Annotated in this window: 14 protein-coding genes; 9 read left to right on the top strand and 5 right to left on the bottom strand. The window is 49.9% G+C overall.

All coding sequences use genetic code 11. The features are described from left to right. Positions 1 to 777: 777 nt before the first annotated feature. Positions 778 to 1,833 carry a ketol-acid reductoisomerase gene (gene ilvC / locus HMPREF2909_RS06475; protein WP_021617480.1) on the top strand — a complete coding sequence of 352 codons (1,056 nt, stop codon included), beginning with the start codon at positions 778 to 780 and terminating at the stop codon, positions 1,831 to 1,833. Between the two features lie 56 nt (positions 1,834 to 1,889). Here the strand turns inward: ilvC and HMPREF2909_RS06470 are convergent, their stop codons facing one another. Continuing rightward, positions 1,890 to 2,366 carry a GNAT family N-acetyltransferase gene (locus HMPREF2909_RS06470; RefSeq protein ID WP_049206691.1) on the bottom strand — a complete coding sequence of 159 codons (477 nt, stop codon included), beginning with the start codon at positions 2,364 to 2,366 and terminating at the stop codon, positions 1,890 to 1,892. 77 nt (positions 2,367 to 2,443) lie between these two features. On the opposite strand from HMPREF2909_RS06470, the gene HMPREF2909_RS06465 reads away from it, so the two are divergent. Continuing rightward, a complete protein-coding gene (locus tag HMPREF2909_RS06465; RefSeq protein ID WP_071415644.1) occupies positions 2,444 to 3,919 on the top strand; it encodes an amino acid permease in 1,476 nt (491 codons plus the stop codon). A 151-nt stretch (positions 3,920 to 4,070) separates the two neighbouring features. Here HMPREF2909_RS06465 and HMPREF2909_RS06460 read toward each other — a convergent pair whose 3' ends face one another. Together HMPREF2909_RS06460 and HMPREF2909_RS06455 are read right to left on the bottom strand one after the other, a co-directional pair. Continuing rightward, positions 4,071 to 4,514, bottom strand: coding sequence for a hypothetical protein (locus tag HMPREF2909_RS06460; RefSeq protein ID WP_071415643.1), 444 nt, complete (start codon positions 4,512 to 4,514; stop codon positions 4,071 to 4,073). A gap of 365 nt (positions 4,515 to 4,879) precedes the next feature. Next, on the bottom strand, positions 4,880 to 5,764 hold the full coding sequence (locus tag HMPREF2909_RS06455) for an FAD:protein FMN transferase (RefSeq protein ID WP_071415642.1): 885 nt from the start codon (positions 5,762 to 5,764) through the stop codon (positions 4,880 to 4,882). A 140-nt stretch (positions 5,765 to 5,904) separates the two neighbouring features. Here HMPREF2909_RS06455 and HMPREF2909_RS06450 point away from each other — a divergent pair, with 140 nt between their 5' ends. From HMPREF2909_RS06450 to HMPREF2909_RS06420, 7 genes are all read left to right on the top strand, one after another. Continuing rightward, positions 5,905 to 7,674, top strand: a complete 1,770-nt coding sequence (locus HMPREF2909_RS06450; RefSeq protein WP_246815525.1) for an FTR1 family iron permease — start codon at positions 5,905 to 5,907, stop codon at positions 7,672 to 7,674. Positions 7,675 to 7,742: 68 nt separating this feature from the next. Continuing rightward, entirely contained in the window at positions 7,743 to 8,378 is a 636-nt protein-coding gene (locus HMPREF2909_RS06445) for an iron transporter (protein ID WP_071415641.1), read from the top strand. 110 nt (positions 8,379 to 8,488) lie between these two features. Further along, the gene (locus HMPREF2909_RS06440; RefSeq protein WP_071415640.1) at positions 8,489 to 9,772 is read left to right on the top strand and encodes a DUF2318 domain-containing protein; all 1,284 of its coding nucleotides are present in this window, start codon (positions 8,489 to 8,491) and stop codon (positions 9,770 to 9,772) included. Positions 9,773 to 9,786: 14 nt separating this feature from the next. Next, entirely contained in the window at positions 9,787 to 11,115 is a 1,329-nt protein-coding gene (locus tag HMPREF2909_RS06435) for an ABC transporter permease (RefSeq protein WP_071415639.1), read from the top strand. Between the two features lie 61 nt (positions 11,116 to 11,176). Further along, positions 11,177 to 12,331: an ABC transporter permease gene (locus tag HMPREF2909_RS06430; RefSeq protein WP_071416015.1), complete on the top strand. Its 1,155-nt coding sequence runs from the start codon at positions 11,177 to 11,179 to the stop codon at positions 12,329 to 12,331. Positions 12,332 to 12,351: 20 nt separating this feature from the next. Beyond that, positions 12,352 to 13,146: an ABC transporter ATP-binding protein gene (locus tag HMPREF2909_RS06425; RefSeq protein ID WP_049206683.1), complete on the top strand. Its 795-nt coding sequence runs from the start codon at positions 12,352 to 12,354 to the stop codon at positions 13,144 to 13,146. Positions 13,147 to 13,162: 16 nt separating this feature from the next. Then, complete coding sequence (locus tag HMPREF2909_RS06420; protein ID WP_049206681.1) at positions 13,163 to 13,678, top strand: FMN-binding protein; 516 nt, start codon at positions 13,163 to 13,165, stop codon at positions 13,676 to 13,678. 3 nt (positions 13,679 to 13,681) lie between these two features. On the opposite strand, the gene HMPREF2909_RS06415 is transcribed toward HMPREF2909_RS06420, so the two are convergent. Further along, entirely contained in the window at positions 13,682 to 13,885 is a 204-nt protein-coding gene (locus tag HMPREF2909_RS06415; RefSeq protein ID WP_022857329.1) for a hypothetical protein, read from the bottom strand. A gap of 65 nt (positions 13,886 to 13,950) precedes the next feature. Beyond that, entirely contained in the window at positions 13,951 to 15,480 is a 1,530-nt protein-coding gene (locus HMPREF2909_RS06410) for an amino acid permease (RefSeq protein ID WP_084797293.1), read from the bottom strand. Between the last annotated feature and the right edge of the window lie 9 nt (positions 15,481 to 15,489).

Raw genomic sequence — 15,489 nt, 5'->3', positions numbered from 1 at the left:
CCCCCCCCCCCTGATGGAGCGGCTACAAGCCGATTTCAATGCATAACCGCTACAGGCTCGAGGCGACCGAGAAACATAGAATACCCCCGCTCATGAAAGGTTAACGGTTTCAGCGATTACAGCTCACGCCGTTATTGAATCACGATTAAATGAATCATGATTCAATGTATCGTAATTCAATAGTTGGATGACGATGGCGTGGAAAATGGCTGTTTGTGAACGTGCACTTTGTGGTAGCTTTTGATATTGCGTTTTTGTGTGAAGCTTAGCGCTGTATCTATGACTGCTATCGTTAGCGCTACGCGTTAAAGCAATTTGAGGGGGTGTAATTAGCCGTGGTAAAGGCTTTACCTAATACAGTTCAACCTCATCTGTACACGTTACAGTAGTGCGCCCTTATATGCCTTACTGAGAAAGCACGTAAAATCAAGCTTTTCGCACTTGATTGAAGCGAACTGATAGCTTTAACTGTTACAGCTATCAGTAGTGTTACGCGTTACAGTCGTGTGAAGCCAAAAATCACTCGTGGTAAAAGCTTTACCAAGAATAGCTAGCCAACTGCTGTACGAGCTACAGCGCAGAGCCCAAGCCTAACCTCACAGCCCACACCTCAAAGTCCGCCCTCCAAAAATATTCAGCTACAAATCAGCCACATATTGGTACACGATGCGGTGAAATCACGAGTCATCAGTAAGATTGAGCGAAGAGTTGGGACAAAATCCTGCGTCTACACAACTATGCATAACAGCAAAAAGCAGTATTTTAAAGGAGCGCCATATGGCAGCACAAATTTGGTATGAAAAGGATGCTAACCCTTCGGTTCTCGATGGCAAGAAGGTAGCAATCATTGGTTACGGTTCCCAGGGTCACGCACACGCACTCAACTTGCGCGATTCCGGCGTAGACGTAGTAGTTGGTCTTCGCCCAAATTCTAAGTCTGTAGAATTCGCAAAGGAACAGGGCCTCGAAGTGAAGTCTGTTGCAGATGCAACTGCAGAAGCAGACATCGTTATGATTCTGGCTCCAGATCAGTACCAGCGCACCATTTGGGCAAACGACATTGAGCCAAACTTGAAGCCAGGCGCTGCAATTGCTTTCGCACACGGCTTTAACATTCATTACGGCTACATCAAGCCATCTGAGGATCATCCAGTATTCATGGTTGCTCCAAAGGGTCCTGGTCACATTGTTCGCCGTCAGTACACCGAAGGTCGCGGCGTGCCAGTAGTTGTAGCAGTTGAGCAGGATCCACACGGCGATGCTTGGGACATTACCCTTGCATACTCCGCAGGTATCGGTGCTTTGCGTGCAGGCGCAATTAAGACTACCTTCAAGGAAGAAACTGAAACCGATCTCTTCGGTGAGCAGAACGTTCTTATGGGTGGCGTAAACAAGCTCGTAGAAATGGGCTTCGAAGTTCTTACTGATGCTGGCTACCAGCCAGAAATCGCATACTTCGAGGTATGCCACGAGTTGAAGATGCTCGTAGACCTCATGAATGAAGGTGGCTTGAACAAGGCTCGCTGGTCTTGCTCCGACACCGCTCAGTACGGTGACTACACCAACACTGTTGTAGACGAGTCCTGCCGTGAGCGCATGCAGTATCACTTGAAGCGCATTCAGGATGGCTCCTTCGCTAAGGAGTTCATTGATGATCAGGATGCAGGCGCACCACACTTCAAGGAACTGCAGGAGAAGTACTCCAACGTTCGTATTGAAACTGTTGGTCCAAAGCTTCGCGCAATGTTCTCCTGGAACAGTGAAGGCGTTGCAGATGCTGATGAAGGTCAGTCCTTCAACGGTAAGATTGCTCGTACCCAGGTGCAGGACTAATCTAGCCGCTTAAAGACTAAAAGGGGAAGTGCTCGTAAGAGCACTTCCCTTAATTCTTACCGCAGGATTTTCTCCATCACGGTTTCTTGCACCTGCATGCCCACAGCCTCATAAAACGCACGAGCTCCTGGATTGCATTCCCACACGCCGAGCGTCACATTATAAAAGCCCTCGTTGCGCGCCCAATCAAAAATCCAATCCATAGCAATACGCCCAATCCCCATGCCTCGCGTGGTATCGCTGACGCATACATCATCGATATAGAGGGTTTTAATGTCCTGCAGCAGCGGGTTCGGGCGGTAATCGCGTACCTGGCAGAAGATATGAGCGAGCACGCGCGAACCGTCAGTGGCCACAAAAATCGGGCGATCATCGTCCGACATCGTGGCAGAAACATCGTCCGCACTGTATTTGGTGGCGCGACGAAACAGATCTGGTCGTCCGCGAAAGTGCACCTCGTTCACCTGACGAAGCAAATCCATCAGGGCAGGAACATCGCTCGGCTGTGCGCGACGCATGGAGATTTTATTCATAAGTATCCTTCGTTAAACCGCTAGTGACACTGCTAGGTTACAATGGTTTTCGGTTTAGAGAGAAAAGAAAGGCTTGTATGACTGACTCTGCAGACAATACGAGTAAAAATAATTTAAAGACCGTCGATCATCTCGATAAAAATAATCAGATGGAGCGCGGCCTCAAAAACCGTCACGTGCAGTTTATCGCGATGGGCGGCGCTATAGGCACCGGCTTGTTCCTCGGTTCGGGTGAATCTATTGGCCTAACCGGTCCGTCGATCGTTTTCGTGTACATCGCCGTTGGCCTGTTTATGTACATCCTGATGCGCGCGATTGGCGAGCTGATGTACCGCGATCCGAGCCAGCACACCTTTATTAATTTTATCGGGCGCTACGTGAGCCCAGCATGGGGACGTTTCGCGGGATGGTCATACTGGATTGTTCTTATTTTGATTGGCATGACCGAGATTGCTGCCGTCTCCACGTACTGCGTGAGCTTTTTCGGTACCTTCGGCATCGATTTATCGGCATATAAATGGTTGATTGAGATTATTTTCCTCGTTGTGCTCACCAGCGTGAACTTGATTGCTGTGAAGGTTTTCGGTGAAGCGGAGTTTTGGTTCGCAATGATTAAGATTGCGCTGATCGTCGGTTTGATTTTGACTGCGGCAGCTATGTTGGTTGTCAACTTTAGTTATCCGGAGCAGACGATTAATGGCGTCACCACGCCGGCTGGTCACGCCAGCATTATGAACATGCTGCAGGGTTTCTCCTTCGCGCCGCACGGCTGGACCAGCTTCTTTATGGCTTTCCCTATGGTGTTCTTCGCATACGAAATGATTGAGTTCGTGGGCGTAACCGTCTCGGAAACAGAGAATCCGCGCGAGATTTTGCCGAAAGCTATTAATCAGCTGGTTTACCGTATTTTGATTTTCTACGTGGGCGCTTTGGTGGCCATTATGTGCATTGTGCCGTGGCAGACCTTTATGCCGGACGCGCAAGGAAATTACGCGTCGCCGTTTATTATGGTTTTCCGTTACGCTGGGTTGGATTGGGCTGCAGGCCTCGTCTTCTTCGTGGTGATTACGGCTGCAAGTTCTGCGCTTAACTCGCTTTTGTACTCGGCAGGACGTCACCTCTTCCAGTTGGCTGAGGATGCCCCGGCCGATAGCCTGCTGTCTCGCTTGAAGCTCGATGAGATTTCCGAGACGAAAGTTCCAGCGCGAGCAATTATCGGCTCGTCTGTGCTGATTCTGCTGTCGCCAGTGGTCAGCGTTATTCCAGCGATTAAGTCCGCGTTTACGCTCTTCTCCTCGGCTTCGAGTGCGGTGATTATTTTTATTTACATTCTCACCCTGGTTGCGCACTATAAGTACCGTAAGAGTCCGCAGTTTAGTACGGACGGCTTTATTTTGCGCGGCTACCGCTTCTTCGATGTGATTGGCATTATTTTCTACGTGTGCATTTATGTATCGCTGTTCTTGTCGTCAGAACGTATTATTCCTGCGGTTGCTGGTATTATATGGCTCCTGATTTTTGGAATATATTGCCATATGAACAAGGAACATTAAATCATTGATAATGGGTGGTTATGCATAGCCACCCATTATTAGCTATAAGCTGCACAACAGCGGAGTTCTTAAAGATTGTTGTGTATAAATATTGTAGCCGAGTGCGCTTGCGGGTTACTGGTGCTGTCCCGCATAACTATAAGTGCTTGATTTAGAACCCAGAGTCAAAGAGTATCCAAACGCCCCAACGCCACGCATAATACAATGTCTGATAATGAATTTCCCCGTCTGGTGATACCAAGCGCATATCCACCATTGCGATATTCTTGCGACCATATTTCTTGTAGGCGGCATATAGTTTATCTCCTTGAACACAATATGAGCCTTCGCCATCGCAGCGGCTAACGAGAATAGCGGTATCAATGTAGAATTGTGTTGAGTATTCATCGTATTTGGCATATATCGTTTTAGTGTTAGCTAGCGATATGAAATTTTCTGCTCTGAGTTTGTACTCAAGAGTGAATAACTGGAATCGTGAAAAATTATGTGATTGCGATGTCGTCCAGACAAATGAAGGATGCAGATACCAACATGCGGTGACAATGATAATCATAGCTAGTATTATGACACCAATTTTTGCGCGTTTTTCGGTCATGTGCGGTTCGTTCCTCCTGTCTCTAGGTTACTATTTATAGTGAAAAGACACGAAGGAGAGTCTTTGTGAACGTTCTACGTCCAGCTATAGTACCAGTCATTCTTAATGACAAGCTTTCTGATACCGATTAGAACTTCTATGCCCACTTTTCAGGAACAAGATTCGCATAATACTTCACCCGTTAGCTCACGAGCTATAAGAATCTAACATCGATGAAGCTATGAATGAATATGATGACGTTCTTGAACAGGTAAATACGGGAGGTATCAATGAAGATGAATTATTCCTGCGGTGGCTGGCCTCGTCTGGCTTGCAGCTTTCGGTACGTACTGCTACATCAAAGAGAAGAAAGCCTAAGCTTACTGTTACTTAACGAAAAATTCGCCCGGCCAGTTGTGTGATTGCTGGGCGTTTTTCGTGCTCAACAAGCGCGCGAACTCGAAGCGTGGAATACTCGGCAGGAGCAGGCTGTTGGGGTCACAGAAAAACAGGGTAGTACTTAACGCATCGGCCCACGCAGTAGGGAATTGTGTATCTTCCGACCGTACGAGAGTCCAGGTAGCGGCAACATCGTGCGGGTTTTCACTGGTAGTGGCATCCACAATATGGTGTACTTCCTGCGCGGTATTCAGCGCCGTCCAATGGCGACGAGCAGGGGAGGAGGCACACACGGCCGCGTTGGCAGGCACGCGCACAATGCCTACAGCCTGCTCAACATTCCATGGGTTCTCGAGAGCGACCGTGCCGTCGCCCGACATAAAAATATCTCCAGCCGCGTTAATCATGCAATCATCGCCAATAAGCATGCGCAATAAATCGACGAGATAGCCTTTTCCAGCAGCTCCAAAATCCAGATGAACAGGGCGCGAGGTATACAATACGTTCGGCTCTCCATCGTTGCGCCACACGTCACGCCCCCACACAACCGGCTTATCGCCCAGCCAACCGTAGACATGACCGTAGCCCATACGTAGCAAAGAATCAGCGATAGTGGGTGTAAATCGGCCAGAGGTGGCGGCGAACATAAGATCATACAGATCGAAAAGCGGCGCGCAGAACAACGGAAACTCAACGCGGCGAGCAGAACCGGTCAGAGAGCTGAGCAAGCTATCCGAGCGAAAACGAGACAAAGCATGGTCAAAATCCGAGATAAGCGCAGCGCAATCAGAGCGTGCGGAACTTAAATCGCGGTCGCTGGACATAATCAAACCAGAACCGAGTGCGTGCGGGAAATCAAGAACCAAACTCATATCTTCACCATAACCCAGCAAACACGCGCATGCTATACCAAAATCAGGGATATTTTTACAAAACTCTTTACTTTTAGCGAAATTGTTTTACGCTTTAGTTCTGAAGGGTAGAGAAAATCGCTACTGGAGAGGTGAGAGAAGTGACATTCCAACATGCATTCGATCGCGTAAAGCGGGTATGTATGGCGGCAGCGGTCATGATGGTTATGGCTATGCTGTTTATGGCATCTTTTGTACTCCCAACAACTCTCCCTACGCACGCAACAGCGGGCGCAGGGCAATTTTTTGCGATGAATACTGCCGTTGCAGCCGAAAACAGTTCCGATAAGGACAGCTGGACTGCAGTGGCTGAGCTTATTTCCACAGATTTGAATGCGGGTGTGGAATCGCTTAACGCTGGCGATTCGACCAGCGCAGCATCAGCTTTCCAGCGTGCTTACAATGTGGATTATGTAGCCTCCAACATGACTGTGGTGGCCGGGCAATATGCAGACGCGGCGACCGCGCAAAGCGTGAAAAGCGAACTGATGGCGCTGACCACAGACGTGTATAACAGTGCGAAGCAGGCCGAGATTCCTAGTCGCGTAAGCGCTGTGCAAGCGCAGATTGCAAGCCTGGCGGCGGCGCTGGATGCGAATGCTCAGCTGGCAAATCCTCGCGATTTTGCTGCCGAGCGCGCCAAAAAAATCGCTGAAGAGCGCAAAAAGCTTGACGCAGCGAAAGTACGCAAAAATACCGGTCGCGGCTCGCGCACATGGTCCGATGTTGCGGTAGAAATGACCGCGATCTTGGATAAAGCGCAAACAGCAGCCACCACCGGCGGCGATGGTCGCAAGGGTGCTGCGCTGGTGAACGAAGCCTACTATCAGCACTACGAAAAGCTCGGTTTCGAGAAAACTGTGATGAGCGCAATTTCGGGTGCGCGCGTATCGGAAGTGGAAAATCAGTTTAAGGAAACCCGCAAATCTATGGTGGGTGGCAAGTCGGAAGCTGAGATTAAGCGCAATGTGCAAACCCTTAAGTCGATGATTGTTACCGATGCGAAGGTTCTCGATGAGGGTGCTGCCGCGAAGGTAAATCCGTTCGTATCCTTCATTACCTCCTCCTTCGGTCAGGCGTTTATTATTCTGCTGCGCGAAGGCCTCGAAGCTATTCTCGTGGTCGCCGCGGTTATCGCGTACCTCGCCAAGCAGGGCTACAAGCGCATGCTTAAGTACATTTACTTAGGCGTTGTGGGCGGTTTGATTGCATCGGCAATTATGGCGGCTCTGCTCACCTTTATTTTTAAGGCTGCCGGTTCGCATCAGGAAGTCTTCGAAGGTGTTACCGCGCTGATTGCTATGGTTATGCTGCTCTACACGAGCAACTGGATGTTGAGCAAGGCAGACCATGAAGCGTGGAGCGCGTACGTAGACGAGAAGACGAAGCAAAGCATTTCCAATGGTTCGGTTATGTCTCTGGCTATTTTGTCGTTCTTGGCTGTATTCCGTGAAGGTGCCGAAACCGTTATTTTCTACGAAGCTTTGCTAGCTATGGATACTGCGGAAAATCACATGCCTGTGTGGTGGGGTGCGCTGGTCGCAACCATTGCCTTGGTGGCTATCTTCCTGATTATTCGCTTTACCTCGGTAAAGATTCCATGCAAGCAATTCTTTAATGTTATGTCCATTTTGGTTTCCGTGCTCGTGGTTATTTTCGCTGGCTCGGGTCTGCACGAACTCATTGAGGCAGACGTTTTCGATGGCATCTACATGGCCTCCTGGCCAACCAACGACTTCCTCGGCTTGTATCCATACGTACAAACCGTTGTATTCCAAATTGTGATGGCAATCATTGTTATTGCGCTGTACATTGTGTCAACTATTCGACGCAAGCGAGCTGCACAGCTTCGCGCCGCAGCTCAAAACTAAAATTCCACTCGTATGGACTGTGTAAAAAGTAAACACGACAACACAACGAACACGAAAGAGAGAAGAAAATGAAGAAATCTCGTTTAGCAGCAGCTTTGGCTCTGGTTCTGGCAGGAACCCTCGGCTTGGCAGCATGTGGCAACAATACAAGCAGCTCTTCTGCTTCCCACGACCACAGCTCCAGCTCCAGCACCAAGAGCGATAACAAGTCCGATTCCACCAGCGATGGTGCAGGCTTCGAAGAGTTCCCAATTGGCGAGGACCAGGAAGTCGGCCCACTCAACGTGGCTATGGTGTACTTCCAGCCAGTTGATATGGAGCCAGCAGGTATGGGCTTGTCTGCAGCAGAAGCAAGCTTCCACCTCGAAGCAGATATTCACGCCCTCAAGGACAACAATCTCGGTTATGCAAAGGGTGACTTCGTTCCAGATTTGACTGTATCCTACGAAATCATTAACAAGGAGACCAAGGAAACTGCAACCTCCGGTACTTTCATGCAGATGAATGCAGATGATGGCCCTCACTACGGTGCAAACGTAAAGCTTGATAAAGCTGGTTCTTACACTGTTAAGCTCAGCATTGCTTCTCCAGCTGAGAAGGGTTGGACCTTGCACGTAGATAAGGAAACAGGTGTGAAGGGCAAGTTCTGGACCACTCCTCTCGAAGTAAGCTTCGATTGGGATTACACTCCAATGCAGTGGTAATTCGGTAATTCAGGTTATCTGAATCCATCGTAAGTACTTGCCGCTTGGATTCTGTGTACAGGGGTTTTCCAGCGGCGAGTGCTTTCCCGCATTTTCGTGAAGAAGGCATAATGCTCGAACAATTTGTTCACGCTTTTCCTGGATCTTTAGGTCCGATTCTGCTCACTATGGTTTATAGCGCCGTATGCAAGCCTTTCGACGTCGAGTATCGTCGACGTTCGCGTTTTGCGCGCATTGGCGGCGTAGTACTCGGTTTGGTGGGCGCTGTGGTGTTCGCAACGTTGCGTGGCACGAGCATTATTACGCAGCGCACAATGGTCAACTACCCAACTTTGGTAGCCTGTGTGGTGCTGGATGTGTTGAGCATCGCCGTGTGCGTGTATCTGGCTGTATCTTCTGTGTGGAAGATGCAAAAAGCTTATAGCCCTCGCGCTATTGATGGCATAAACATCCTGTTCGGCCTCAGCCTTGCTTTCCTGTACTTCCGTGCTTTCCCCGACGTTATCTTAAACGTCACGAATTTCGTAGAAACCGGAGAATCGATCTTTACCTCCGATATGCTGTTGCGTGCGCTCGGTTTTGCGCTGGGCATTGCGGCCAGCATTGTGATTGCCGCGATTTTCTCCTCGATGAAGAGCAGCATTTCGCCGCGCATTTTCGCTGTAGCCGCCGCCGCTTTAATTGTGTGCATTGGCGCTCAGCACTGCATTGATTTGCTTCAGATTTTGTTTAGCACGCGCACAATCCGCTTAAACCGCGTGCTGTTTAGCGCTTTAGCGTGGGGACTCAACCATGGTATGAGCATTGTGATTGCTCAGGCGGCTGTGTTTATTCTTCCGATTATCGCTACGGTTATTGCCGGGTGGCGCCGTGCGAAAACAGGCGAGACGATGGCTATCGTACGCTCTCACCGCAAGTTTAAGCGTCACGCTTACGCGGCCGTCGCGTTCTCTCTCCTCGCGGTATGCGCGGTATCAGCAGCTCTTACCTACGGTGTGGCCGCAACAAAGCAGGAAATCAAACTTGCGGAGCCAGAAAAATACTCGCTGTCCAACGGCGTGGCCTCGATTAAGGTTTCGCAGGTTGATGATGGTCATCTGCATCGCTTTAAGTATCAGGCGTCTGACGGAACAACTATGTATTTCTTGGCTATTAAGAAGGGTGCAGGTTCTGTGGTTGTGGTGCTTGATGCCTGCGATAGCTGTGGAGACGCTGGTTATTACGAAAAAGACGGCAAGATTATTTGCAAAGAATGCGGTGTGGCTATGAATATTGCCACCATTGGTTTTAAGGGCGGCTGCAATCCGGTTCCGCTCAACTTCGAGAACGATGGCTCCACGCTTACCGTGAAGGCGGCGGATTTGGACGCTATGAGCTCGTACTTTAAGCGTTAGGGAGGGAGATTGGCATGTTTTTTGTCCGCATGATAGCTCGCTCGCTCACCCAAGAACTGCGCAAACGCTTGCTTATGGGCTTGACTGTTCTGCTGGCTGCCACCGTATCGACGGCTATGCTCGGCGTCGTTTTTGATGTGGGAGATAAGCTCAACGATGAATTATCGACCTACGGTTCGAATATTACGGTTCGTCCGCAATCTGATGCTGTGTTGAGTGAGTTGTATTCCTCGAGTTCCACATCTACGCCTAGTTCGTCGCCAACAGATCCGACGCGCTTTTTGAAGGAATCGGATTTACCTAATATGAAGACGATTTTCTGGGCGTACAATATTTTGAATTTTGCGCCGCAGTTGAATCAGCATGTGAGCGTTGGTGTTGGCTCGGCTGCAGTTGAGAAAGTACCGGTGGTGGGCACATGGTTCCACAAAACTCTCGACCTGCCAACAGGCGAAAAAACTGTTGTGGGGCTTAAGGCCATGCGCTCCTGGTGGAGTGTGGACGGCAAGTGGGCTAACGATGGGTCGAGTGAAGCCATGGTGGGGTCGACTTTTGCCGCCGCTCACGGGGTAAAAATCGGCGATGCGCTTACGTTAGGTCGGGAGGGCAGCGAAGGTAACGACGGCCGCGAGCATATCGTGCAAGTCGTCGGCATTTTCCATTCCAGCGATGACGACGATAAAGCCATTTTTACGTCCACATCGGTTCTGCAAGAGGTAACGAATCTGCCCGATAGCGTGAACTATGTGGAAGTGAAGGCCCTGACCACCCCAGAAAACGACTTGGCGCGCAAGGTAGAAAAGTCTCCAGCTTCGGTGTCGCAGACCGAGTGGGATACCTGGTATTGCACGGCATATGTAAGCTCTATTGCCTACCAGATTGAAGAGGTCATGCCAGGAGCTGTGGCCAAGCAAGTGCGTCAGATTGCGGCTTTGCAGGGCAATGTTATGCAAAAGACGCAAGCGATTATGATCGTGATGACTGCTTTAACCTTAATCGCGGCGGCTATTGCGGTGGCCAATTTGATGGCCGCTGCTACGGCTGAGCGCTCGAGCGAAATCGCTCTGCGTAAGGCGATTGGTGCAACCAATAGTGAGGCTATGCGATTTATTCTCGCAGAAACCGCGTCTATCTGCTTACTCGGCGCTGTGGTGGGAGCCGGACTCGGCGCTCTGGTGGCTCAAGGCATTGGGCGCGTGGTGTTTAGTGCGGGTATTGTTATGCGTCCGATGGTGTTTGTGTTGGTGGCAGTGCTCTTGGCATTGACTGTGCTGGTGGCGTCGGTGTCTGCATTACGTTCGATTTTGAATATGAAACCAGCAGAGGTTCTCCATGGTAGATAAAGAAGATAAAAAAGAATTTAGTTTAGACGATGTAAAGAAGCAAGATCGCGCTCGGCGAGCCATGTTCTGGACGATGATTCGCGGTGCTGTTTTCCGCCGTCGTTCACGCGCGCTTATGGCAGTCATTGCTTCTGCTGTGGGAGCGGCTACACTTTTCGTGCTTGTTATGGTCTGTATTGTTGTTCCTGCCCAAATGACCGAGGAAATGCGCACGTACGGCGCGAACCTGGTGGTTACGAGCAATCAAACCGGTAAAACCGAAAACGGTATCCAACAGATGATGGTGGACCATACCACCGAAATGATGCGCGCCACTGATTTCGACGAAATCCATGCAACCTATCGTTATGATACGGTGCGCATTAACTCTGCCTCGTATCAGATGGCTGGCATCGATTCGGCTGAAGTGAAAGCGATGAACAAGTTCTGGGATATAACCGGAGCCTGGCCAGCGCACACGAACGAGGTGCTCCTAGGAACTGATGTTGCCGACAAACTGAGCGTGCACGTGGGGCAGAGCATAACCGTGGGCGCTATCGAGAAGAATACGGCTAACGGCACTATCCTCGATACAGACGGTACGCGCATGCGCATTGTAGGCATTGTGAGCACAGGTGGTCGCGAGGATTCGATGGTGTACAGCACGCTCGATACGCTCGAGCAGCTCACCGGCGAAAAGCGCGGTGCGGACGTTATCGAATACTCATCGCAAGCCAGTGGTGCGGACTTAACCAAGCTCGTGAACAGCATTAATAACATGACCTCGATGAACGTCACTGCCCAAGCGGTCAGCAAGATTTCGACGGCGAACGCGAGCATTATTACCATGCTTACCACGCTGTTTTGGATTATTTCCATTGTTATTGTGGCGCTCACCCTCGTGGGCGTATCGACCACCATGACTTCGATTGTGTCTCAGCGTCGCAACGAAATTGGTTTGCGCAAAGCATTGGGAGCGTCGAATACTTCGATTGCGCGCGAATTCTATGTGGAGTCCGCGTTGTATGGCGTGGCCGGCGGTATTGCGGGCGTGCTGATTGGTGCGGGCGTGGCCGTTGTGCTTATTCAAGCGGTATTCGACCGTTCCGCGCTTCCGAACGTGTGGCTTATGCTCGCGTGCGTTGCGGTCGCGGCGCTTATCGCGGTTATTGCTTCGATTCTTCCGGTGCGTAAAGCTTCGCGCATTAATCCGGCTGTGGTCTTGCGAGAAGAGTAGAGAAGAGTAGGGTGAAGAAAATGACGGATGTTTTATTGCATTTAGACCATGTCTCGAAAATTTATGGCGATTTGCATGCTTTAGACGATATTAATTTGACCGTTCCGCGCGGTCAGTGGCTCTCGATCGTGGGGTCATCAGGTTCGGGTAAGACCACGTTAATGAATATTATTGGCTGTCTCGATACGCCAAGTAAGGGCGAGGTTCGTCTGCAAGGCAATAACGTTGAGCACTTGCGTGAGCGCGAGCTGGCTCAGGTGCGCAAAAACGTTGTCGGTTTGGTGTTCCAAAAGTTTTACCTCGTTCAGCATTTAACGGCTGTAGAGAACGTGATGGCTGCTCAGTATTATCATTCGGTTGTCGATGAGAAGCAGGCGATGGATGCGCTGCGCCAAGTTGGTTTGGAAGACCGCGCACATCACTTGCCGCGAGAGCTTTCCGGTGGCGAACAGCAGCGTGTGTGCATTGCTCGCGCTTTGATTAACTGTCCGGAAATTATTCTTGCTGATGAGCCGACCGGTAACTTGGATGAGGCTAATGAGCAGATTGTTTTGGATCTGTTTAAGAACCTGCACGAACAGGGCACCACGATTATCGTTGTTACGCACGATTCGACGGTGGCCGGTCAGGCGCAGCGTGAGATTATGCTCAACCACGGTAAACTGGTGGGAGAGAAGTGGAACGATGCGGCTGCTCAGGCTGATTTTGAGGCTTTAGCTGCGTCTGATTCTTCTGTGGCGGCCAGCGAAGCCGGTGATTTTGTCGATCCGACGAAATCGGCAAAAGATACGATTGACCGCGCGCATTTTGAGTAGGGGGTTACGTAAGGTTATGGCGAAGAAAGAACTTGCTTTAGCGAGTATTGGTGTGGTAGCTGCTGGTGTGCTGTTAGCAGGCTGCTCAGCGAAGGCTCCTGCCGCAGGAGATAACGCGGATACGCAAAGCGAATCGAGTAGCAACTCGTCGAGCTCGTCGAACAATTCGGGCGAGAACGTGAGCAATGAGATGAAGTTCCCTACCGCGTCTGAAGATACAGGCGTGTATGCAGATGGTACATATTCTGTAACGGGTAATTATGGTGAGCATGCGGCCAGCACAATGGAAGTCTCGCTTACTTTGGGAGACGGCACAATTAACGATGTAACCGTGACTCCAACGAATACCAGCGCTATTTCACAACGTTATTCTAAAGCTTTCGTAAAGCAGATTGAAGACGTAATTGTGGGCAAAGAGCTCAAAGATTTAAAGCTCGATACTGTAGCTGGTGCTAGCTGGACCACCGAAGCGTTTAATACGGCTTTAGTGAATATTCGCGGTGATGCCTCTGCAGCAGCTGTAGCGCAGTAAATTTTACGGGTACATGGATCGACCGCGCTCAATTTGGCTTGCGATTTCACGTAAGTCTTGCGCGTTCTGACGGTCGATTTCGTTACCCTGTGCTCGTTCTTCGGCTTTACGCTCGAGACGGCTTTGAATGCTGAAGTATGAGGCAAGAGCAATAACGGCAATAATGCCTACAATAATCAGGATTATTGTAATAACATCCCAACTCATCTGTACTCTTTACATAAAGGAAGGGTGTGTACGTTAATCAATAACCTACACACCCTGTGTTACGTCTACTTAAAACGCTGTGTAATCTCGTACGCAACAACAAGAACAACGCACCAGATTGGTCCTAACCAAGCGGCGACGCGGTAGCTTGGAGACAGCCACATGAGCGCATAAATAGCGAGCATTGCAATCAAAATAATCCACGGCGTAATCTTAGCCAAAGGAAGCTTAAACGTAAGCTCTTTCTCTCCATCAGCGCCAATAAACTTGCGGAACTTCATCTGAGTAATAGCAATCAATGACCAGTTCAAAATACCGGAGAAGGTAGCAATCGACATAAGATAGTTAAACGCGAACTCAGGCCAGAGGAACACAACAACCACAGCAATAACCGTAATCGCTGCCGAGGTAAGAACGCCCCAGTGAGGAACGCCTCTCTTATTGGTTTTGCTCAAATAAGCAGGGGCGTTACCCTGCAAAGCCAAAGAATAGAGCATGCGCGAGTTTGAGTACAGAGCCGAATTATATACACTAATAACTGCAGTTAAGCACACAAAGTTGAGCAGTCCGGCTGCGAACTGAATGCCTACAGAATCAAAAATCTGAACGAACGGGCTCACCACAACACCGTTCTTATTCGGAACGCCAATCTTATCCCAAGGAACGACGCACATAATAACGAAGAGCGCCACCACATAGAAGAGCAGAATACGCCATACAACTTCGTTCGTTGCCTTTGGAATGGACTTCTTAGGATCTTCGGCTTCGCCAGCGGTAATACCGATAAGTTCAGTGCCGCCAAAGCTGAACATAACCACAACCAGCGCCATGAGCACGCCCGAATACGTAACGCCGCCCGCAGCGCCCGCTGCGCTCGAACCTGCCGCGTGATGCGCGGTAAAGAAACCGTTAGGGAAGAAGTTGGCAAGATTATGTAGACCAGGAATAGCACCATCAGCGTCTGGAATAGCCATAAAAATAACTGCAATGCCCACAATAATCATGGCAATAACAGCCACAATCTTAATAATGGCAAACCAGAATTCAAATTCACCGAAAGCTTTAACGCCCAGCATATTCGCAGCGGTAATCAGCACCATAAAGACGGCAGCGCTCACCCAAGCAGGAATAGTGGGGAACCAGTATTGCACGAACTGACCAACAACAGCCAGTTCCACCATCGAAACGAGCAGGTAGTTTGCCCAGTAATTCCAACCACTTACAAAACCAGCGCGCTTACTCCAGTAATGGCTTGCGTAGTAGCTGAACGCACCGGCTTTTGGATCGTAGGTGCTCATTTCACCCAGTGCTCGCACAATCAAGAAGATAAGTGCGCCGCCAAGCAGGTAGGTGAGCAGAATAGAAGGACCAGCTAGCTGAATGGATTCAGCGGAACCGTAGAACAGTCCTGTTCCAATTGCGCCACCCAAAGCAATCAGCTGGATGTGACGGTTTTGCAGACCCTTTTTAAGATGCTCCTGATTATTTGCTGGATCGGTGTTAGTGGCTTGCTTGGTTTGAGCAGTCGTCGTACTTTGAGCGTTTGCCCGAGCCTGAGCGTTTGCCCCAGAGGCTTTTTCAGATATATTGGCCATACGTAGCCC

Origin of the sequence: Alloscardovia sp. HMSC034E08 (assembly GCF_001813415.1) — a bacterium.
GTDB classification, from domain to species: Bacteria; Actinomycetota; Actinomycetes; order Actinomycetales; family Bifidobacteriaceae; genus Alloscardovia; species Alloscardovia omnicolens.
This window is presented reverse-complemented; position numbering and strand designations above follow the sequence as displayed.